This is a genomic window from Streptomyces sp. NPDC045026 (assembly GCF_056432625.1).
The window spans coordinates 316,744-336,638 of sequence record NZ_JBWKIS010000008.1; the positions used below are offsets into that span (position 1 = coordinate 316,744).

19 protein-coding genes are annotated in these 19,895 nt (G+C 71.9%); 11 read left to right on the forward strand and 8 right to left on the reverse strand.

The genetic code is table 11. The features are described 5' to 3' along the window. Window positions 1–5 precede the first annotated feature (5 nt). A complete protein-coding gene (locus AC07EJ_RS20335) occupies window positions 6–1,130 on the reverse strand; it encodes a M24 family metallopeptidase (protein ID WP_478884638.1) in 1,125 nt (374 codons plus the stop codon). Between the two features lie 215 nt (window positions 1,131–1,345). Between AC07EJ_RS20335 and AC07EJ_RS20340 the strand changes: the two genes are divergently transcribed. Further along, entirely contained in the window at window positions 1,346–2,173 is an 828-nt protein-coding gene (locus tag AC07EJ_RS20340) for a metallophosphoesterase (RefSeq protein ID WP_478884639.1), read from the forward strand. Window positions 2,174–2,451: 278 nt separating this feature from the next. Here the strand turns inward: AC07EJ_RS20340 and AC07EJ_RS20345 are convergent, their stop codons facing one another. Together AC07EJ_RS20345 and cyc2 are read right to left on the reverse strand one after the other, a co-directional pair. Continuing rightward, window positions 2,452–3,054 (reverse strand): PDZ domain-containing protein, encoded by a 603-nt coding sequence (locus tag AC07EJ_RS20345; RefSeq protein ID WP_389480402.1) that lies wholly within the window; start codon window positions 3,052–3,054, stop codon window positions 2,452–2,454. A 274-nt stretch (window positions 3,055–3,328) separates the two neighbouring features. Then, on the reverse strand, window positions 3,329–5,530 hold the full coding sequence (gene cyc2 / locus AC07EJ_RS20350; protein WP_389480399.1) for a germacradienol/geosmin synthase Cyc2: 2,202 nt from the start codon (window positions 5,528–5,530) through the stop codon (window positions 3,329–3,331). Window positions 5,531–5,674: 144 nt separating this feature from the next. Between cyc2 and AC07EJ_RS20355 the strand changes: the two genes are divergently transcribed. Together AC07EJ_RS20355 and AC07EJ_RS20360 are read left to right on the forward strand one after the other, a co-directional pair. Then, window positions 5,675–6,145 (forward strand): universal stress protein, encoded by a 471-nt coding sequence (locus tag AC07EJ_RS20355; protein WP_389480397.1) that lies wholly within the window; start codon window positions 5,675–5,677, stop codon window positions 6,143–6,145. Window positions 6,146–6,212: 67 nt separating this feature from the next. Next, entirely contained in the window at window positions 6,213–8,279 is a 2,067-nt protein-coding gene (locus AC07EJ_RS20360) for a prolyl oligopeptidase family serine peptidase (RefSeq protein ID WP_478884640.1), read from the forward strand. Between the two features lie 61 nt (window positions 8,280–8,340). Here the strand turns inward: AC07EJ_RS20360 and AC07EJ_RS20365 are convergent, their stop codons facing one another. Then, window positions 8,341–9,189 (reverse strand): pentapeptide repeat-containing protein, encoded by an 849-nt coding sequence (locus AC07EJ_RS20365; protein ID WP_478884641.1) that lies wholly within the window; start codon window positions 9,187–9,189, stop codon window positions 8,341–8,343. Between the two features lie 197 nt (window positions 9,190–9,386). On the opposite strand from AC07EJ_RS20365, the gene AC07EJ_RS20370 reads away from it, so the two are divergent. Beyond that, entirely contained in the window at window positions 9,387–9,848 is a 462-nt protein-coding gene (locus AC07EJ_RS20370) for a hypothetical protein (RefSeq protein ID WP_389480390.1), read from the forward strand. A gap of 19 nt (window positions 9,849–9,867) precedes the next feature. Here the strand turns inward: AC07EJ_RS20370 and msrB are convergent, their stop codons facing one another. The 4 genes from msrB to AC07EJ_RS20390 all read right to left on the reverse strand — a co-directional run bounded on the left by msrB (window position 9,868) and on the right by AC07EJ_RS20390 (window position 13,181). Continuing rightward, entirely contained in the window at window positions 9,868–10,275 is a 408-nt protein-coding gene (gene msrB, locus AC07EJ_RS20375) for a peptide-methionine (R)-S-oxide reductase MsrB (protein ID WP_389480388.1), read from the reverse strand. A gap of 13 nt (window positions 10,276–10,288) precedes the next feature. Next, window positions 10,289–11,683 (reverse strand): UDP-N-acetylmuramate--L-alanine ligase, encoded by a 1,395-nt coding sequence (gene murC / locus AC07EJ_RS20380; RefSeq protein WP_389480385.1) that lies wholly within the window; start codon window positions 11,681–11,683, stop codon window positions 10,289–10,291. Window positions 11,684–11,789: 106 nt separating this feature from the next. Further along, entirely contained in the window at window positions 11,790–12,263 is a 474-nt protein-coding gene (locus tag AC07EJ_RS20385) for an indole-3-glycerol phosphate synthase (RefSeq protein ID WP_389480382.1), read from the reverse strand. A gap of 144 nt (window positions 12,264–12,407) precedes the next feature. Next, on the reverse strand, window positions 12,408–13,181 hold the full coding sequence (locus AC07EJ_RS20390) for a pyrimidine reductase family protein (protein ID WP_389480380.1): 774 nt from the start codon (window positions 13,179–13,181) through the stop codon (window positions 12,408–12,410). A 37-nt stretch (window positions 13,182–13,218) separates the two neighbouring features. Between AC07EJ_RS20390 and zapE the strand changes: the two genes are divergently transcribed. The 7 genes from zapE (at window position 13,219) to AC07EJ_RS20425 (ending at window position 19,890) form a co-directional block, all read left to right on the forward strand. Beyond that, complete coding sequence (gene zapE / locus AC07EJ_RS20395) at window positions 13,219–14,310, forward strand: cell division protein ZapE (protein ID WP_389480378.1); 1,092 nt, start codon at window positions 13,219–13,221, stop codon at window positions 14,308–14,310. 146 nt (window positions 14,311–14,456) lie between these two features. Next, entirely contained in the window at window positions 14,457–15,857 is a 1,401-nt protein-coding gene (locus AC07EJ_RS20400; protein WP_478884642.1) for an alkaline phosphatase PhoX, read from the forward strand. Window positions 15,858–15,911: 54 nt separating this feature from the next. Continuing rightward, window positions 15,912–16,844 (forward strand): polyphosphate kinase 2 family protein, encoded by a 933-nt coding sequence (locus AC07EJ_RS20405; RefSeq protein WP_389480374.1) that lies wholly within the window; start codon window positions 15,912–15,914, stop codon window positions 16,842–16,844. Between the two features lie 171 nt (window positions 16,845–17,015). Next, the gene (locus AC07EJ_RS20410; RefSeq protein WP_389480372.1) at window positions 17,016–17,879 is read left to right on the forward strand and encodes an ABC transporter substrate-binding protein; all 864 of its coding nucleotides are present in this window, start codon (window positions 17,016–17,018) and stop codon (window positions 17,877–17,879) included. A gap of 89 nt (window positions 17,880–17,968) precedes the next feature. Next, window positions 17,969–18,826 carry a polysaccharide deacetylase family protein gene (locus AC07EJ_RS20415; protein ID WP_389480370.1) on the forward strand — a complete coding sequence of 286 codons (858 nt, stop codon included), beginning with the start codon at window positions 17,969–17,971 and terminating at the stop codon, window positions 18,824–18,826. Between the two features lie 44 nt (window positions 18,827–18,870). After that, complete coding sequence (locus AC07EJ_RS20420; RefSeq protein WP_393583019.1) at window positions 18,871–19,056, forward strand: hypothetical protein; 186 nt, start codon at window positions 18,871–18,873, stop codon at window positions 19,054–19,056. A gap of 57 nt (window positions 19,057–19,113) precedes the next feature. Further along, a complete protein-coding gene (locus tag AC07EJ_RS20425; RefSeq protein ID WP_393583020.1) occupies window positions 19,114–19,890 on the forward strand; it encodes a peptidyl-tRNA hydrolase in 777 nt (258 codons plus the stop codon). Window positions 19,891–19,895 lie beyond the last annotated feature (5 nt).

Below are 19,895 nucleotides of genomic sequence, written 5' to 3' on the forward strand. Positions count from 1 at the left end.
GGCGTCTAGCTCACGATCGCCATGTCCCGAGGCGTGCTGTTCAGCCGTCGTCCGCCGTCCTCGGTGACCGTCACGATGTCCTCGATCCGCACACCGAAGCGGCCCGGCAGATAGATGCCCGGCTCCACGGAGAAGCACATTCCGGGAACGAGGGGCTGCTCCTCGCCCTCGATCATGTAGGGCGGTTCGTGCGTGGTGACGCCGATGCCGTGGCCGGTGCGGTGGATGAAGAACTGGCCGTAGCCGAACTCGGTGATCACCGCGCGGGCGGCGCGGTCGACGTCCTGACAGGCGGCGCCCGGCTTGACCGCCGCGCAGCCCGCCGCCTGCGCCTCGCGCACGACGTCGTGGACACGCTGCTCTTCGGCGGTCGGCTCGCCCACGTGCACGGTGCGGGAAGTGTCGGAGCCGTAGCCGTGCTTGAGGCCGCCGAAGTCGAGGACGACCATGTCCCCGTTCTCAATGACTCGCTCGCCCGCCTCGTGGTGCGGGTTGGCGCCGTTCGGGCCCGATCCGACGACGGTGAAGTCGACCTGGGAGTGCCCGAACTGCCGCAGCAGGTCGGCGAGATCGCCCGCGACGTCGCTCTCCCTGCGGCCCGCGAAGGACACCTTCTTGATCTCCTCGTACGTGGCGTCGGCGGCCTCGCCCGCGGCCGTGAGCCGTTCGAGTTCGGCCGCGTCCTTGACGGCGCGCAGCATCGGCAGGGCCTCGGTGAGGGAGGCGTACGACGTGTCGGGCAACGTCTTCTGCAGTCCGATGAGGTGCATCGCCCACGCGTTGTCACTGATGCCGAAGCGCCCGGAGACGTCGAGGAGGGGCGCGGTCACCGCGTAGGGGTCCTTGCCGTCGATCCAGTCCCGCAGGGTGAGGGCGTCCGCCCCCACCGCCTTCGCGGCGTCCGGGGCCTCCAGGGTGGGCACGACGAGTACGGGGTCCCGGCCCGGGGCGAGGACGAGCATCGTGAGGCGCTCGGTGTCCGCGGTGGGCGCGTAGCCGGTGAGCCAGACCATGTCGGGGCCGGGGGCGACGAGGACGCCGGCGAGTCCCGCGTCGGCCGCGGACCGGGCGGCGCGCTCCATACGGGCCTTGTAGTCGTCGGCCGTGAACGGCGCGGGCGTGGCGGTCATCCGGTCCTCCGGGTGCTCCGAGCTGAACCTTGCTTCTCCGAACAGGACGTACGGGCAGCATCCTGCCCGCCCGACGGGCCTGACGCGAGTCTGTTCCCGCATGGGCGCGCCCCCTGACCCGACCGTCACCTAACGCCTTCCCCTTGATCAACCATTATAACTAATGGTTAGATCGGGTACATCCATTACTCCCCTTCTCCGGAGGTCGTACGACCATGCTTGTACTGGCCCAGATCAGCGACCTGCACCTCGACGGGACCCCGCGTGCCACGGAGCGCGCCCGGCGCGTGATCGACCACCTCCGGGCGCTACCAGGACCGCTCGACGCCCTTCTGGTCACCGGCGACATCGCGGACCACGGAGCGGAGTCCGAGTACGAGGAGGCCGCGGAGCTGCTCGGGCTGCACGCGGGCGAGCTACTGGAGGGCGAACTGCACGACGGCGGGCCACATCAGGGTGGGCCCCGCGACGGCGACCGCCCCTTCCCCGCCCTGCCGTTCCCGGTCCTCACCTGCCCCGGCAACCACGACCGCCGTGAGCCGTACCGCAAGGTGCTGCTCCGCGAGCCCGCCGTCCCGGGGCCGGTGAACCGCGCCCACCGCGTGGGCGGCGCCGTGGTCCTCATGTGCGACTCCAGCATTCCGGGCGCCGACGAGGGCCGGCTCGACGAGGAGTCGTACGGCTGGCTGGAGGACACCCTCGACGGGCTCGACGGCGAGAGCCCCGTCCTGCTCGCGTTCCACCATCCGCCGGTGGCACTGCACCACCCGCTGCCCGACGCCTACCAGCTGGCCCAACCGCGGGCGCTGGCCGCCCTGTTGGAGCGGCGGCCCGAGATCGCCGGGATCATCGCGGGGCACGCGCACACCCCGGCCGCCACGGTGTTCGCGGGCCGCCCCCTGGTGATCGGTCCGGGCGTGACCTGGACGCTGCGGCTGCCCTGGGAGGGCGAGGGTGCGGCGGACCGGGACGCCCCGGTGGGCCTGGCCTTCCACATCCTCGACGACGAGCAGCGGCTGACGACGCACTTCCGGGTCGTGTGATCCCCGGCCGCCCGGCCTGATCCGAACGAGAGGCCCTGGGGTCTTTCGTTCGGATCAGGCCGGATCAGGGAGCGGGGGCATGGGGGTCCCCCTGCTCGAGCGCAGTCGAGAGCTTGGGGGAGCGTGCATCGCAAGGCGGAGGAGGGAGTCGACGCGATGGGGGCCCCTGCTCGAGCGAAGCCGAGAGCTTGGGGGAGTCGGGGACCGACGACAACGCCGCGAGGTGCGGTGCCAGACCTCGCAAGCCCGGCCTGATCCGAACGAGAGGCCCCGGCCCCCTAAGTCACCACTCCAGGGGTCACCGCCAGCGCCTGGCGCACGCCCGACTCGTGCCGGACCGTCAGCGTGACCTGCCGGCCCGGATGTGCGGACTCGACCGCCTGGGCGAGGTCGCCCGCGGAGCCGATCCGGGTCCCGCCGAAGGCGATCAGCACATCACCGCGAACGAGACCCGCCGTGTAGCCGGGACCGGGCACGTGCACGCCCACGAGCAGTGCCCCCGCGTCCTTGGGCGCGTCCACCGCCTCGACGCCGAGCGCCGCCCGCACGGGGCGTGCCGACGGCGACGGCGACGGCAAGCCCGTGGGAGCGGCGGACGGCGCGGGCACCGCCGAAGGCCGCGGCGCCGCCCCCGCCTGCTGCTGCATCTCGGCCAGCTTGCTCATGCCTATGACGGCCGCACCGACCGTGCCGAGGCCGACGCCCGACAGCACGAGCACCGCCCCGAACAGCAGCCCGAGCAGCAGGGTGACGAGGCGCTTGCCGCGGCGCCGCGCCGCGTGCGGGCGGCGGCCGCCCGAACCGTTCCCCCGGGCGGCGGCCGACGCCTCCCGACGCGGGGCTCCTGGCATTGACTTGGGGCGCAACGCGGTCTGTTCCATGGCCCACCTCCGGCCAAAGCTCTACCCGTCCGCACCCGGCGCGACGATCCCCGAACGAGTGAGACTGAACCGGGCATTTCTGGCATCGGGCGATCTCGGTCTCCCCCAGGGCGTCCGTGGAGTCGGCACGCAGGACGGGCGGAACGGCCAACGGCGCGACGTACGGCCTCGGTTCACCGTCCGCCACGGCGGGCGCGGAGTCCCGCACCGCGCCCGCCAGCCCTTCCATGATCCTCGTTGTATCCCCCGTGGCCCGGCCGGTCAGTGGCCGCCTTCACCCCACAGGACTCACCACACCCCACGAAGATCCCGCGAATCCCGCATTCCGGGTGACAGGGGTCGGCAACTGTCCCGGCACGAAGCCATGCGCGCGCCGGGCCAGGTCATCGGCTCCGTAACGGCGGCATTCGGCGTGCCAGTTGAGGATCCCGGCCATCCAGTTCTGCAGCTCCACCACGTAGCCGTCCATGGTCTCCCGGGCTTCCCGCGACAGCTTGAAGTCGTCGTACAGGACGGGGAATTCATGGCTGGCGACATGCTCGAACTGCTGCATGCGCTGTGTCATCAGGTCGTGTACGACGCCGAGTCCGGTCGGGTAGTCGCAGCCGAAGAAGTTCTGTACGACGAGGATGCTGTTGTGGATCTCGCCCTCGTACTCGATCTCCTTCTGGTACGAGAACACGTCGTTCAGGAGCATCGCGTAGTCGACGGCCGCGTTCTCCAGGGAGCGGACGGGGCCGCTGCGGTAGACCTCGGGCGGCACGGCGGGGCCGTGGCCCATCCGGCTCAGGCTCATGGTGAGGTCGGCGCCGAAGGTGGCGCGGCGCATCTCCAGGTAGTCGACGGGGTCCGGGATGCGGTTCTGGAGCTGGTTGGACAGCTCCCACACCCAGCTCTCCGTCATCACGTCGATGGACGCCTTCAGGGTGCGCCGCTGCTCGGTCGTCATGCCTGCGGCGGTGCGGATCCACAGGTCGGCGAGGCCGCGCTCCATCGCGTTCACCGGCGGCGGGATCTCGCCGCCCTCGACGGGCATGCAGGCGGAGAGCCGCTCGGTGCACAGCTTCGCCGCGGCGAGGTCACGCCGGTGCCCGAACACGAGCGGGTAGTAGTCGTCCCCGTACGTCCCCCAGGCCAGCCAGGCGGCGCTCAGGTCCAGGGCGTCCTGGTCCCCGTCGGGGTCGATACCGGCCGAGCACAGGGGCAGGTCGTAGGCAGCGAGCTTGTCCTCGTCCCAGACGCCTTCCTCCAGGATGCCCATGGCGTGCGCCCAAGGGGTGATGCGCCGGCGGGCCTCCTGAAGGCCGGAGTTCAGCCGGAGCCGGAACGGCATGTAGAAGTCGGGGAGCAGGGACGGCCCCACCTTCTGGTACGGCACGTGCGTGTAGGCGCGCAGGCGTTCGGCGCCGGCCGCGGCGAGCAGCGCGCCGATGTCCGCGCCCGACGTGCCGATTCCGGTGGGCCCCGCCAGGGGATTGCTCCCGGTCGCCCCCTCGTTCATGTAGCGGCTGGAGCGCAGGTGCCATTCGTGGCCGCCCGACTGCCAGTCCTGCAGACCCCGTGTGTACGCGGCGACAGCGGCGAGCTCGGACGGCGTGAGCCCCTTCTCCACGGCGAGGGCGGGCACTTCGGTGAGCGCGGTGTGCTCGAACTGGTGGAGGCGCGAGGTGAGGATGTCGTTGACGGCCTGCGCCGCCTCCTGTGTCGTGCACCCGAAGAAGGTCTCCAGGACCAGCACGCCGTTGCTCAGCTCGCCCTCGTCCTCGACCTCGCGCTGGTACGAGAAGAGGTCGTTGCGCAGGTGCACGGCGTCGGAGAACGTCTCCATCAGGACGCGCAGCGGCCTTGACCCGGCGACGGGCGCGGGCACTTCGGAGGTCGCGTACTCGACGAGCCCCGCCGACCAGGGCGCGCCGCCGACCTTGCGGCGCATCTCGATGTACTCGACGGGATTGGAGATCCGCCCCTCGTTGATGTTGGACAGCTCCCACATCGACTCGTTGAGGAGGTGTTCCGTCGACTCGGCGAACCTTCTGCGCCAGTCCACCGACATGGCGGGCACGGTGCGCGCCCAGAGGTCGGCGAGGCCCGCCTCGACCGGGTTCCGCGGCTCGGGCACGGGGGTCGACAGGTCCATCGGCATGAACAGGGGCAGGCGGTCCAGATAGGCCTTGCCGCCCTCGCGGTCCTGGGTCCGCTTGAACGTCTCCAGGAAGTGGTCGTCGAAGAAGAAGACCCACACGTACCAGTCGGTGACGAGCGACAGGGCGGGCCCGTCGCAGTCGGGATGGGTGTACGCGCACAGCAGTCCGTAGTCGTGCGCGTCGAGGTCGCTCTGCTCCCAGATGCCCGACCCCTCCAGCATGCCCATCTCGCGGGCCCACTGTGTGGAGTGCGCCCGCGCCTCGTCGAGGTGTGGATTGAGCCGCGCCTGGTACGGCATGTAGAAGTGCGGCAGTTCGAACGGCTGCGTCATGGCCCGGCCCTACCCGTGGCCCTCGGCGGGCATCCGGACGGCGGCACATGATCGCACCTTCGCGTGAACCTTCGGCCGAGAGGCCCCCGGACGGGGAAAAGGGCGGTACCCGATCCCACCCGATCCCCATCTGAGGAGTCTTCGGTGAGCCAGGCCACGGAGCCGTTGATCGTCGTCGGTGTCGACGGTTCGAAGCACTCGAAGGAAGCCCTCCGCTGGGCCGTGCGGCAGGCCACGCTCGTCGGCGGCCGGGTGCACGCCGTCATGAGCTGGGAGTGGTCCACGAACCCCTTCAGCCTCGGCGGTCCGGCGGACGGGGGCACGGTGGCCGGCGGCCGTGAGCTCCTCTCCCCCGCGGAGACCTCGCGCGGCAAGCTCCTCGACGTCGTCACGGAGACGGTCGGCGAGAGCCCGCCCGTCCCGGTGCACAGCCGCATGGTGCACGGGCCCGCGGCGAGGGTCCTCGTCGAGGCGTCCGGCGCCGCCGACCTCCTGGTCGTGGGCACCCGCGGCTACGGCGGCTTCAAGGGGGCGCTGCTCGGCTCGGTGAGCCAGCAGGTGACGCAGCACGCGCACTGCTCGGTCGTGGTGGTGCGGACGAAGTCCGACAGCTGACGCGCGCGGGGGCCCGCCCGCGTTGCCCACCGGACGGGGTGTCAGCGGGGCGTGCCAGAGTGCCCTCATGGACGATGCCCGAGGGTTCCCACGCCAGTACGCCCGTACGCGCCGCTTCGCCCTGGGCGCGCCGAGCCGGTTCACGGTCTCGGCGGACGGCGAGCGCGTCCTGTTCCTGCGCACGGGCGGCGGCGCCGACCCCGTGAGCGCGCTGTGGCTCTACGAGGACGGTGACGAGCGCGTCCTCGTGGACGTCTCACGCACCGCGCGCGCGGGAGACGTGCCGGCCGCCGAGCGCGTGCGCAGGGAGCGGGCGCGCGAGAGCGCGGTCGGGCTCGTCTCGTACTCGGCCGACGCCGAGTGCCGCACCGTCGCGTACGCCCTGTCCGGTGCGCTCTGGGCCGTCCGCGTCGCGGACGGCGTCCCGTTCCCCGTGTCGGCGGCCGGCCCGGTCGTGGACCCGCGCCTGTCCCCCGACGGCCGCTCGGTCTCATACGTCACCGGCGGCGCCCTGTACGTCGTCACGCTCGACGGCGAGGACCGGCTGCTTGCGGCGCCCGAAGGCCCGGACATCACCTACGGGTTGACCGACCACGCGTCTTCGGAGTCGATGGGCCGGGCGCGCGGTCACTGGTGGGCGCCCGACGGCGGCGCGCTGCTCGCCGCGCGCGTGGACACGTCGCGCGTGCAGCGCTGGTATCTCTCGGACCCGGCCGACCCTTCGGCGCCGCCCCGCGCCGTGCGCTACCCGGCGGCGGGTACGGCCAACGCCGACGTGTCCCTCCATGTGCTGCGCCTGGACGGCTCGCGGGCCGAAGTGGACTGGGACCGCGGGGCGTTCGAGTACGTGCCCGTCGCCGGGTGGGACGCGCACGGCCCGTTCGCCGCGGTGCAGAGCCGCAACCAGCGGACGCTGCGCACGCTGGCCGTGGACCCCGCGACGGGCGCCACCCGCGTCCTGGACGAGCAGCGCGACGCGGCCTGGGTCGAGCTGGTCCCCGGCGCTCCGTGCCGCACGGCGTCCGGCGCACTGGTGACCACCCGCGACGAACAGGACACACGCCGTCTCGTCGTGGCCGGGAAGCCGGTGACCCCGGTGGGCCTGCAGGTCCGTCAAGTCCTCGGCGCGCAGGGCGAGTCGGTGCTGTTCGAAGGCGGCGACGAGCCCACCGAGACCCACGTGTGGACGTGGGCACCCGACGCGGGCTGCGTCAGGCTCACGGACACTCCGGGTGTGCACACGGCGGTCTCCGCGGGCGGCACCACGGTCCTCGTGAGCCGTCGGGAGGACCGGGTGACCGTGGAGGTGATGAAGAAGGGCCGGCCCGACGGGGAGATCACCTCGCTCGCCGAGCGTCCCGTCGTCCCCACGCTCCCCGTCCATCTGCGGCTCGGCGAGCGGGAGTTGCGCAGCCAGCTGTTCCTGCCGTCGTGGCACACGCCGGGCAGCGCCAGGCTCCCCGTCCTGGTCAACCCGTACGGGGGCCAGCACCTGCTGGTCGCCACGCGCGGCCTCGGCTGGCCGGCGCACCTGTCGCAGTGGTTCGCCGAGCAGGGCTTCGCGGTCCTGGTCACGGACGGGCGCGGCTCCCCGGGGCGCGGTCCCGCGTGGGAGAAGGAGATCCGCGGCGACATCCTGACGCACGCGCTGGACGACCAGGTCGCCGCCGTGCACGCGGCCGGGGCGGACTTCCCCGACCTCGACCTGACGCGGGTCGCGATCCGCGGCTGGTCGTTCGGCGGTTTCCTTGCCGCGGGCGCCGTCCTGCGCAGGCCCGACGTCTTCCACGCGGCGGTGGCGGGCGCGCCGCCCACCGACCAGCGGCTGTACGACACCCACTGGAAGGAGCGCTATCTCGGCCATCCCGACGAGGAGCCCGAGAACTACGACCGCTGCTCCCTGATCGCCGACGCGCCCCTGCTGCGCCGGCCGCTCCTGCTGGTGCACGGGCTCGCCGACGACAATGTGGCGGTCGCGCACACCCTGCGCCTGTCGGCGGCGCTGCTCGAGGCGGGCCGCAGCCACCAGGTGCTTCCGCTGCCGGGCGCGACGCACATGGTCACGCAGGAGGACGTCGCGGAGAACCTTCTGCTGTTCCAGCTCGACTTCCTGAAGAAGTCCCTGGGGATCTGACCCAGCGCCGAGCGGCGAGGGGCGCGTGCCCACCAGTGCGCATGCTCACCAGTGCACGTGCCTACCAGTGCGCGGGACGGCTCAAGGTCTTCGGGATCCTGGTCGAGCCGTCCCCGCGGGCCGCGTTGACCTGCGCCTGCGTCAGGAAGATGCTGCCGGTCAGGTCGGCGCCCTGAAGGCGCGCGTCGCGCAGGTCGGCCCCTATCAGGTCGGCCTCGCGCAGGTCGGCGCCGGTGAGGTCGGCCGCTATCAGGTAGGCGCCGCGCAGGTTGGCGCCCCGCAGATCGGCGCCCTTGAGCCGGGCGCCCATCAGGTCGGCGCCCCGGTGGTTCTTCTTGCGGCCGGGCACGGCTGCCCGTACGAGCTCGCTGACCTTCAGGAGCGTCTCGCTGACCTCGCCGCGGAGGGTGGGGACGTCGGCCGCGGCGAGGGTGGCGGCGTCGGCGCGGGTGAGCTCCTCGATCCCGTCGAGGGCGCGCCGCACCTCCGCGTGCGCCGGGCGGGCCCGGTCGAGCTCCAGCGCCTCGGTCAAGTACCAGAGCAGTTCGTGCAGTTGGCGCATGACGGGGAAGACGTCGAACATCGTTCGCGCGGTCCCGCGCGACGTACGCCAGTCCTCGCCGCCGAACGTGACCTGTGACACCTGCTGACCGGCGCCGAAGCAGTCGAAGACCGTGCAGCCCGAGTAGCCCTTGTCACGGAGCGTGGCGTGGATGCCGCAGCCGAAGTCGTCCTGGAGGTTGTGGCACGGCCGGCCCGCGGCCTTGTCCGCGGCGAAGTCGGAGGACTTGGCGAAGGGCAGCGCGACGCAGCACAGGCCGAAACAGCTCCCGCAGTCGGCGCGCAGGTCGAGCCGGCGGCGGTGCCCGGCCTCAGGGACGGCGCCGGGGCCGAAGCCATCGGTCGCCACGGTCTCAGGACGGGTTTCGCGCTTCTGGGACAACGGGCCCGGTCTCCTACGTGGTGTCTTCGAGGTGGGCCCCATACTCCCTGATGGCGCGGGCGGCGGACCCTCGCGGGCCCAGGTCACCCGCCGGGCCCGGTACCGTGGGGGAGGAACGATCTCGTGGGCCTCCTGGCGGGCTGCGTGAACCCAGGAGGAATCAGATGACGACGAACCGCGGACGCAAGCACGTGATCCGGCACCGGATGACGTCGACCGGAGAGTCGTACGTCGTCGCCGCCAAGAATCTCAAGGCGATGAAGGACATGGGCGCCACCGCGGAGGCCGTGCGTACCCAGCGCTGGCGGCCCGCGGACTCCCTCGACGTCCCCTGCCCCTGCGGCGGCACGTGCGAGCCCGGCGAGAAGTGCGACCGCTGCCACGCCCGCCACCGCCACGTGGGCCGCGCCCCCGGCAGCCTCACCGACGTCGAGACGTGGCTGGACAAGTACGACTGCATGGGCTGCGCGTCCTCGTACACGCTGACCGTCGTCCTGCCCGGCCGGCCGTGGGGCATCGCCGAGACGGTCGTGCAGGGCGGCTCCGCGGAGCCGGTGGTCCGGGCCCGCGTCTTCCCCGGCGTCGTCCACCCGCTGATGCGCCCGGAGACGCCGGCGGAGGACTGAGCCTCCGCCGGAGCCCCGGTCAGCCCGCTTCGGGCGCCAGCTTCAGCGAGATCGAGTTGATGCAGTACCGCTGGTCCGTCGGGGTGGGGTAGCCCTCACCCTCGAAGACGTGCCCGAGGTGCGAGCCGCAGCGGGCGCAGCGCACCTCGGTGCGGACCATGCCGTGCGAGCGGTCCGCGATCAGCTCGACGGCGTCCGTGTCCTTCGGGTCGAAGAAGGACGGCCAGCCGCAGTGCGACTCGAACTTCTCGCCCGAGGTGAAGAGCTCCGCGCCGCACGCGCGGCAGGAGTAGACACCCTCGGTCTTGGTGTCCGTGTACTCACCGACGAAGGCGGGCTCGGTGCCGGCCTGGCGCAGTACCGCGTACTCCGCCGGGGTCAGCTCCGCGCGCCACTCCTCGTCCGGCTTTTCGACGTCGTACGACATTCAGCTCAGTCCTTCACTTGGCAAGGCGTTCCAGGATCTGCGGGCCGAGCTCCGTGACGTCACCCGCACCCATGGTGAGAACAAGGTCGCCCGGCTTGGCCATTCCCGCGATCACGTCGGGCACGGTCGCCTTGTCGTGGACGGCGTCCACGTCGGCGCCCGCCGCGCGGGCCGCGTCGATGATGAGGCCGCTGGTGATGCCGGGGATCGGGTCCTCGCGGGCCGGATAGATGTCCAGGACCACGGACGCGTCGGCGAGGGCGAGGGCGTCGCCCATCTCCTTGCCGAGCTCCTGGGTGCGGGAGAAGAGGTGGGGCTGGAAGACGACGAGGATCCGGGAGTCCCCCGCGGCCGAGCGCATCGCCTCGAGGTCGGCGGACATCTCGGTGGGGTGGTGCGCGTACGAGTCGATGACCTGTACGCCGTTCTCCTCGCCCTTGAGCTGGAGGCGGCGCTTGACGCCGGTGTACGACTTCAGCGCCGCGGCCAGGTTGCGGGAGGGGATGCCGAGCGCGACGCCGGCGGCGAGTGCCGCGACCGCGTTGTGCGCGTAGTGGCGGCCGGGGACCGAGACGGTGAAGGTGAGCAGCTTGCCGTCGAGGAGGACGGTGACCTCGCTGGTCAGGCCGCGCGGGGTGACCTTGTGGATGCGGACGTCGGCCGCCTCCGACTCGCCGTATGTGACGACCTTGAGGGACGTCGTGTCGCGCAGCCGGCGGGTGAGCTCGACCGCGCCGGACTGGTCCGCGGCGATGACGAGGGTGCCACCGGGGACGATCTTGGAGGCGAAGGTCTCGAAGGACTCGTAGATCTCGTCGATCGACGCGTAGTTGGCGTGGTGGTCGAGCTCGACGTTGAGGACGATGGCGACCTCGGGCGCGTACTTGTGGAAGCTGCGGTCCGACTCGTCGGCCTCGGCGACGAAGATCTCGCCCTCGCCGTGCAGCGCGTTGGAGCCGGGGGCGTCGAGGTCGCCGCCGATGGCGTACGAGGGGTCGAGGCCCAGGGAGGAGAGCGACACCGCCAGCATCGACGTGGTCGTCGTCTTGCCGTGCGTGCCGGCCACCGCGATGGGGCGCAGGCCGTCCATGAGGGAGGCGAGCGCGTCGGAGCGGTGGACGACCGGGATGCCGAGCTCGGCGGCGCGGGCCAGCTCGGGGTTGTCGGCGCGGATCGCGGAGGAGACGACGACGCAGGTGGCGTCCGGCGCGAGGTGCGCGGCGTCGTGGCCGATGTGGACCGTGGCGCCGAGCGAGCGCAGCGCCTCGGCCGTGGCGGACTCCCGGGAGTCGCTGCCGGCGACCTGGGCGCCGCGCTGCGCGAGGATCTTCGCGATGCCCGACATTCCGGCGCCGCCGATGCCGATGAAGTGCGGTCGGTCCATGGCGGTGGGCAGGCCGGGTGCCATTGGTTTCTCCCTGGGACGGTGTGCTGCTGCGTGCCCACTGTGCGGGCAGGCTCAGCCTACTTTCTCCGCGCACCCGGCCTGCGCAACCCTGTTGCCGCCCCGGCGGCTACACCTTGCTGTACGAGAAGAGCTTCAGCACCGGGACGCCCACCTTGTGCCGGGCGCGCGAGGCCCAGTCGCGGTGGAAGAACTCCTCCACGTAGTGCGGGTCGGTCAGGACGATGACCTCGTCGGCGCTGATCTCGTCGACCAGGGACTTCAGCGCGTCCAGGGGGTGATCCTCGACGAGGCGGCCCTCCGCCTGGCAGCCGGCCTGGTGGAGTGCGGTGAGGGAGACCTGGAGAGCTTGTTCGCCGGGTTCCGCGGCGTCCTCGCCCTCGGGTACGTCTCTTTCCTTCGCCGCGTCGTCGAGCTCTCCCATGGCGACGTCGTCGATGGCCCGCAGCAGGCGGTCGGCCTGGTCGCCGCGGGGCTGGAGCAGCACATGGAAAGCGACTTCCTCGTCACCGTGCAAGGTGGTGACGAACTCCACGTCGGCGGACGTCAGGGCCTTCTCGATCATCAATACGCTCGTGAACACGACAGGCGCCCTTCTTCTCTCCTCCGTGGGCCGTCGACTCTCGACCGGTCCCTGCGGAAACCATCCTGCCCCGTGACCGCACGGGGTCTGCGAGATTTAGTGTGCCCAGCGGAAGGAAAACGGAACGGCATATTCCGCTGATTGTCAGCCCCGACGGTATCGGGTGAACAGGAACCCGGCCTCTTCCAGCACAGAAGCCATCTCGAAACGTTCGGGAACGGTCAGGGACGGTCCGCCGGCAATCCGCTGCGCGTCTCCGGCGGCGAGCATCGGCGACAGCGTCAGGCAGAGTTCGTCGAGCACCTGTGCGGCCACGAACTGGCCGAGCATGCGGGGTCCGCCCTCCGTGAGGAGCCGGCTGAGCCCGCGCTCCGCGAGCGCCCGGACCGCACGCTCCGGCTCCACCTTGGCGCCCTCGCCGGCGATCAGCACCTCGGCGCCCGCCTTGCGCGCTGCCGCCATCCGGTCGGGCGGCGCTCCGGCGCCGGTGACCACGAACGTGGGGACGAGGGGCGAGGTGAAAAGCGGAAGGGAGAAGTCGAGGTCCAGGCTCGCGGTGATCACCGCGATGGCCGGGGCGGGGCCCTGTCCGGCCGCCTCCCTGCGCGCGGCGAAGGCCTCACGCGCGCGTGCCGGGCGATAGCCCTCCAGACGGACCGTTTCCGCACCGACCAGCACGGCGTCCGCGAGCCCGCGCAGGGTGCCGAAGATCCGCATGTCGGCGGGGCACGAGATGCCCTGCGAGCGGCCGTCGTGCTGGGCGGCACCGTCGAGCGTGGAGACCATGTTGGCGCGCAGCCATACGTCCTGCCCGGCGGGGTACGCGTAGGCGTCCGCGAGCTCGTCGAGACTCCACTCACGGGGTTCGTGGGCCGCGTGATCTGCTGTTTCGTACGTCACAGGGAACAGGCGTCGCATGTCACGCAGTGTCCCACGGCGTCTAGAGTTGGGTGCTGTGTCGTCCTCCACCACCGCCCCGGCCCAGAGTCCGATAGCCGACGCGGCCCCGCTGTCCCTGTGCGCCCGTGAGCCGCTCGTCCCCGCGGACCGTCTGGTCGCCGAGATGGTGCCCCCGCCGCGCTTCGACTCGGTCCGCTTCGAGACGTACATCCCGGACCCCAATCAGCCCAGCCAGACCGAGGCGGTGCAGGTCCTGAGCGGCTTCGCGGCCGGGCTCGGCGGCGCCCACGCCAGCGGTTCGGGCAAGCGGAGGTGGTTCGCCAAGAAGCCCGCGGCCCCCACCGGGCCCCGCGGCGTCTATCTGGACGGCGGCTACGGCGTCGGCAAGACCCACCTCCTCGCCTCCCTCTGGCACGCCGCCCCGGCGGCCCCCGAGCAGAAGGCGTTCGGCACGTTCGTCGAACTGACGAACCTGGTGGGCGCGCTCGGCTTCCAGCAGACCGTGCGCACCCTGGGCGAGCACCGGCTGCTGTGCATCGACGAATTCGAGCTGGACGACCCGGGCGACACGGTCCTGGTCTCGACCCTGCTCGGCAAGCTCGTCGACGCGGGCGTCGCGCTCGCCGCGACCTCGAACACGCTGCCGGGCAAGCTCGGCGAGGGCCGGTTCGCCTCCGCCGACTTCCTGCGCGAGATCCAGGGCCTGTCCGCCCACTTCCGCCCCTTGCGCATCGACGGCGAGGACTACCGCCACCGCGGCCTGCCCGAAGCGCCCGCCCCGTTCTCCGACGAACAGGTGACGAAGGCGGCGTACGCGACCCCGGGCGCCTCGCTCGACGACTTCCCGCATCTGCTCGACCACCTCGCGCGCGTGCACCCCAGCCGCTACGGCGCGCTGACGGACGACCTGAAGGCGGTCTGCCTCACGGACGTGCAGCCGGTCCCCGACCAGTCGACGGCGCTGCGCCTCGTCGTGCTCGCCGACCGGCTCTACGACCGTGAGGTCCCGGTGCTCGCCTCCGGCCTCCCCTTCGACCGGCTGTTCAGCGAGGACATGCTGAACGGCGGCTACCGGAAGAAGTATTTCCGTGCGATCTCCCGGCTGACCGCGCTCGCGCGGGACGCCAAGGGGCTCGTGGGCGAGTAAGGCGCGCGGGCTCACGCACGTGCGGGGGTGGCGTGTGACGGCCGGGACACGAGGGACAGGCCGTCGCACGCGTGGTTCCGGTGAACCATGCCGCGTGATACACACGACCGGGTCACCGTTCCTGTCCGCCAACAGGAGGTTGCCCCATGTCTGAAGCACGTACCGCACGTACCGCTCAGTCCTCCGCAACACGACGTCAGGTCCTCGCGCGCAGCGGCGCTTCCGTCGCCGCGATCGCCTTCGCCGGAAGCTTCTCCGAGCTGTTCGCGGGCACGGCCGCCGCGCAGAGCCCCGGCAAGCAGGGCTACGGCCCGCTGGTGCCCGACCCCGCCGGACTGCTCGACCTGCCCGCGGGTTTCCGCTACAAGGTCCTCTCGCGCGAGGGCGACCCGCTGCGCTCCGGCGAGGGCAAGGTGCCCAGCAACCACGACGGCATGACGGCCCTGAAGGGCAGACACGGCCGGGTCCACCTGGTCCGCAACCACGAGAACCGCGTCACCGCGAAGATCGCCGTACCGGCCGTCGAAGGGCTCACCTACGACCCGATGGGCAAGGGCGGCTGTACGGCGCTCACCCTCGACCAGCACAACAACGTCCTGTCCGAGCGCGTCGCCATCGCCGGCACGGCCGTCAACTGCGCGGGCGGACACACCCCTTGGGGCACCTGGCTGACCTGCGAGGAGACCGAGGACAAGGCCGGCACGAACGGCTACACCAAGGACCACGGCTTCATCTTCGAGGTCGACCCGGCCGACCCGCGCCGCTCCGGAGCCGTGCCGCTGACCGCGATGGGCCGCTTCCAGCACGAGGCGATCGCGATCGACCCGAAGCGGGGCGTCGTCTACGAGACCGAGGACGCCTTCGAGAAACCGTTCGGCCTCTTCTACCGCTTCCTGCCCGAGAAGCCCGAGGGCGGCCTCGGTTCCCTGCGGGCGGGCGGAACGCTCCAGGCGATGCGGGTCCCCGGGGTGCCCGACCTCTCCGTGATCCAGGAGACGGGCGCGGTCTTCGACGGCATCGAGTGGGTCGACGTACCCGACCCGCTCGCCGCGCAGACCCCCATCCGCCTCCAGGACTTCGGCCCCAAGGGCATCACGCACGCGCAGAAACTGGAGGGCTGCTACTGGGGCGGCTCGTCCGTCTACTTCGTCTCCTCCTTCGCCCACAGCGCGGAGGGCTCGGCGGCCGATCACTTCGGGCAGATCTGGCGCTACGACCCGAACAAGCGCCGGCTCACGCTGGTGATCGTCTTCGGCCCGAGCACCGACGTCCAGCTGCCGGGCGAGGAGCCCGACAACATCTGCCTGGCGCCCAGCGGCGGGCTGATGGTGTGCGAGGACGGCGAGGGCGCGCAGCACGTCTTCGGGGTGACCCGCCGCGGCGACGTGTACGCGATGGCGCGCGGGCGCCAGAACATCGGCACGGCGCAGGAACCGGCGTGGGGCGAGTTCGCGGGCGTCACGTTCTCTCCGGACGGCGACACGATGTACGTCAACTGCTACACACCCGGGACGACCTTCGCCGTGACGGGCCCTTGGCAGCGGTAGCGCCGCGGCCCGGTCCGTCGCACGATCGAGGGACCTGACGGGAAGGGGTGCGTGGTGGCCGAGGCCGACAAGGGCACGAAGCGGAAGGGCAAGGGCGAGACGGCCAAGGGCGCCGGGAAGTCCCGGGGCAGGGCCGGAGACCAGCCCGTCGCGCTTCGTGAACTGCTGCGCATCCCCGCCGGCAAGCCCGTGAGTCTCGCCTCCTACGACGCGCGGGCGACGCCCGCGGGCCCCTCGGGCAAAGCCGCAGGCCGGGAGGCGACCGCCCAAATGGGTGAACGCCTTGCCGACCTCCAGGAACGCCTGTGGGCCTCCGGCACGGCGGGCGACCGGCGCCGGATCCTGCTGATCCTCCAGGGCATGGACACCAGCGGCAAGGGCGGCACGGTCAAGCACGTCATCGGCCTCTTCAACCCCTCCGGCTGCCGCATCAAGGCGTTCAAGGCGCCGACGTCCGAGGAGCGCGGCCATCCGTTCCTGTGGCGCATCATGCGGGCGCTCCCCGAGCCCGGCGAGATCGGCATCTTCGACCGCTCGCAGTACGAGGACGTCCTCGCCGCCCGCGTCCGCGGCCTCGCCCCGCGCCGTCAACTGGGCGGCCGTTACGGCCAGATCAACCGCTTCGAGGAGTCGCTGGCCGAGGACGGCGTGACGGTCGTCAAGTGCTTCCTCCACATCTCGTACGAGGAGCAGCGCGAGCGGCTGCTCGAACGGCTCGACAACCCGGAAAAGCACTGGAAGTTCACCATGGGCGACGTCGAGGACCGCGCCCTGTGGCCCGCGTACCAGGAGGCGTACGAGATCGCGCTGGAGCGCTGTTCGACGGACGCCGCGCCCTGGTACGTCGTGCCGGCGGACCGCAAGTGGTACCGCAACTGGGCTGTCAGCAAGCTGCTCCTGGAGCATCTGGAGGCGCTGGACCCGCGGTACCCGAAGGCGGACTTCGACGTGGCCGGGGCGAGGGAGCTGTTGCTGGCGCGGGGGTAGGCGCCTGCGCCGTGGCGTCCGGCAGCCGGGCGGCGCACAACTGCGCACGGCCACCTGGCGTGCCGTCCCGGCGCCTTGGGAAGGGTCCTATGGGTTCCGTTGCGGGACCCGTACGACCCTTCACGGCTCCCTCTTCGGAGGCCGGCCCCCTCGGACAAGGACACGGGACACATGGAGCGACACGCAGCCTGGGAGTTCACCGACGACCGCGGGCATGTGGCGGCCGCGGGGGACGTGCCGTTACGGGTGGTGGCCTACATACAGGCCGGCGCCACGCTGTGGGACCACGGGATACGACCGGTGGGGATCTTCGGTTCGTTCCACGACGGGGACCTCGCCGACCCGGCCAAGGCGGGGACGCTGCCGCTCGGCGAGGTCCGTTACCTGGGGGCGGGCCACAGTGTGGACCTGGAGGCCGTGCTCGCGGCCGAGCCCGACCTCGTCGTCGCCGTCACCTACGGCGGCGGTCAGGTGTACGGCGTCGATCCCGACGTGGCGAAGCACCTGGAGGAGCACGTCCCGGTCGTCGTGGTCGACGTCGGGCAGGGCCGTTCGCTCACCGCGGTCAGGGAGCGCTTCGCCGAGCTGGCGCGCTCGCTCGGTGCGCGGGACCGGACCGGGACCGAACTGGAGCGCGCCATGCGGGAGTTGGAGCAGACCGCGCGGGACAACCCGGGGCGGGTGCTGGCCCTGTCGCCGGGAGGACCGGACAGCGTCCATCTGGCCCGGCCCGCCAAGTGGCCCGACCTGAGCGCGCTGACCGCACTCGGCGTGCGGACCGTCGAACCGCCACAGGGGCCGGGCGCCAACTGGAACACCGCCGGGTGGGCAGAGGCCGCCGCGCTCACTCCCGACATCGTGCTCGTGGACTCCCGCGCGAACGCCGCCCCGCGCGAGCAGTACGCGGCGGACCCGCACTGGCAGCAGGTCGCGGCCGGAGCACGCCTGCTCCCCTGGAACCCCGAACTCCCGGCGAGCGAGTCCGCGCACGCGCGGTTCTTCGACCAGGTGGCGAGGGCACTGCGGGACACCTGAGCCCCGCCCTTCGCCCACCTGGCCCGACGCCGCACCGCACACGCGGCACGATGCGCAATTCATCGCATTAGTACGTTTATTGTCGCCGCGTGATGACCTATGTACGGAGATTTGCACTGGTCTGCGCCCTGGGCGCGCTGGGGGTCGGAGCCGCCGCATGCGGTGGGAGCGGTGGATCCGCCGGGCACCCGGGGCGGGCGGTGGTGGGCGCGTCCGCCTCCGCCGATCCCTCGCGCCCGCCCACGCTCGCGCCCGGACCCGCCGGTCTCACCCCCGTGTTCAAGAACGCGCCCCACCCGCGGGACCGCACCGTCGCCCTCACCTTCGACGCCGACATGACCGCCGACGAGGGCCCCCGCGCGGCGGCCGGTGAGCACTTCGACAACCCGGCCCTGATCGCGACACTGCGCCGCCTGAAGGTGCCCGCGACCGTGTTCATGACCGGGCGGTGGGCCGAGGAGTACCCGGCCGAGGCCAGGTCGATCGGGAGCGATCCGCTCTTCGAGGTCGCCAACCACTCGTACAGCCACTACGCCTTCACCGGTAAGTGCTACGGCCTGCCCACCATGGCGCCCGCGCAGATCCGGTCGGACGTGGAGCGCGCCTTCACCGCGTTCCGCAAGGCCGGTGTGAAGCGCACGGTGCCGTACTTCCGCTTCCCGGGCGGGTGTTACGACCAGGAGGTGCTGCGGAGGCTGACGCCTGCGGGCGTCACGGCCGTGCAGTGGGACGTGGTGAGCGGGGACGCGTTCGCGACGGACTCGGACGCGGTGGCGCAGCAGGTGCTCGACGGGGTGCGGCCCGGTTCGGTCGTCATCATGCACTGCACCCGCAGCGCGGCCCCGGCGACGGAGCGCGCGGTGCGCGCCGTCGTCCCGAAGCTGCGGGAGCGCGGGTACCGGTTCGTGCGGGTGTCAGAGCTGATCGGGTCGACGGCGGGCCGCTAGCGGAGGCACCGGGGGGCTGGTTCGGGTCCTATTAGGCTGGCCGCATGGCTGCTGACGACTGCGACGGTACGAGCCACGCCAACGGTACGAGCCCGGATAACGGCCCGGAACCGTTCGCCGAGTGCGTGCTGTGCCGCGAGCCCACCGAGTACCCGGAGTCCCGCAAGGGCGTGACGCTGTGCCCCGTCTGCGAGTGGCAGGAGGCGCAGCGCACCGCCTGCTCAGGGTGATCGCGGCGGCCGCGAAGGCCCGCGAAGAACCGATCTTCCGCCTGGCAGACTGGTCCGGTGAGCAGTGACGACCAGACCCTCCCGAACGACGCCGCCGACGCCTCTGCCGAGGTGCCGCAGGACAGCCCCTTCCGGTCCGAGCGGACCGCGCGTGACGAGTCGCCGCAGTTCGTGCTGCCTCTCGTGGCGCGGATCGAGCGGGCCGCTCCCCCGGCCCGCACCGACGCACTGGAGACGGCGGCCCGCGCGGTCCTCGTGATCCTTTCCGATCCGCGCGCGACCGGCGAAGGCGAGTGGGCGCAGGTCATGCGCGACTGGCAGGACGCCCGGATCCGCAAGGTGGTGCGGCGGGCCCGCGGCGCCGAGTGGCGCAGGGCGGAGGCGCTCGACGGCATCACGGTGACGGGGAAGTCGGCCGAGGTACGGGTGTTCCCGCCGGTCCCGCTCGACGGCTGGCCCAAGGATCTGGCCCGGCTCCAGGTGTCGGGAACGGAGCTGGACGACCCGGAGCCCCCGGCGGACCCGGACCGCACGGCACCCGTCCTGTGGCTGAGCCCCGACCTCGACATGACGGCGGGCAAGTCGATGGCCCAGGTGGGCCACGGCGCGCAGCTGGCCTGGTGGGAGCTGTCGGACGAGCAGCGCGCGGAGTGGCGCGACGCCGGTTTCCCGCTCTCCGTGCGCACTGCGGACGCGGACCGCTGGGCCGGCCTGACCACGAGCGGTCTTCCGGTGGTCCGGGACGCCGGCTTCACGGAGATCGCCCCCGGGAACACGGTGGTGGCCGAAGGGGGAAGTCACTTCTGTCCTCTCCCGCGCGCACCACGGCCGTAGGCGGG

What these genes read in the sequence shown, in the direction of transcription:
- AC07EJ_RS20335 (WP_478884638.1), bottom strand. Translation starts at nt 1,130, where the DNA reads ATGACCGCCACGCCCGCGCCGTTCACGGCCGACGACTACAAGGCCCGT.
- AC07EJ_RS20340 (WP_478884639.1), top strand. Translation starts at nt 1,346, where the DNA reads ATGCTTGTACTGGCCCAGATCAGCGACCTGCACCTCGACGGGACCCCG.
- AC07EJ_RS20345 (WP_389480402.1), bottom strand. Translation starts at nt 3,054, where the DNA reads ATGGAACAGACCGCGTTGCGCCCCAAGTCAATGCCAGGAGCCCCGCGT.
- cyc2 (WP_389480399.1), bottom strand. Translation starts at nt 5,530, where the DNA reads ATGACGCAGCCGTTCGAACTGCCGCACTTCTACATGCCGTACCAGGCG.
- AC07EJ_RS20360 (WP_478884640.1), top strand. Translation starts at nt 6,213, where the DNA reads ATGGACGATGCCCGAGGGTTCCCACGCCAGTACGCCCGTACGCGCCGC.
- AC07EJ_RS20370 (WP_389480390.1), top strand. Translation starts at nt 9,387, where the DNA reads ATGACGACGAACCGCGGACGCAAGCACGTGATCCGGCACCGGATGACG.
- msrB (WP_389480388.1), bottom strand. Translation starts at nt 10,275, where the DNA reads ATGTCGTACGACGTCGAAAAGCCGGACGAGGAGTGGCGCGCGGAGCTG.
- murC (WP_389480385.1), bottom strand. Translation starts at nt 11,683, where the DNA reads ATGGCACCCGGCCTGCCCACCGCCATGGACCGACCGCACTTCATCGGC.
- AC07EJ_RS20390 (WP_389480380.1), bottom strand. Translation starts at nt 13,181, where the DNA reads ATGCGACGCCTGTTCCCTGTGACGTACGAAACAGCAGATCACGCGGCC.
- AC07EJ_RS20400 (WP_478884642.1), top strand. Translation starts at nt 14,457, where the DNA reads ATGTCTGAAGCACGTACCGCACGTACCGCTCAGTCCTCCGCAACACGA.
- AC07EJ_RS20410 (WP_389480372.1), top strand. Translation starts at nt 17,016, where the DNA reads ATGGAGCGACACGCAGCCTGGGAGTTCACCGACGACCGCGGGCATGTG.
- AC07EJ_RS20420 (WP_393583019.1), top strand. Translation starts at nt 18,871, where the DNA reads ATGGCTGCTGACGACTGCGACGGTACGAGCCACGCCAACGGTACGAGC.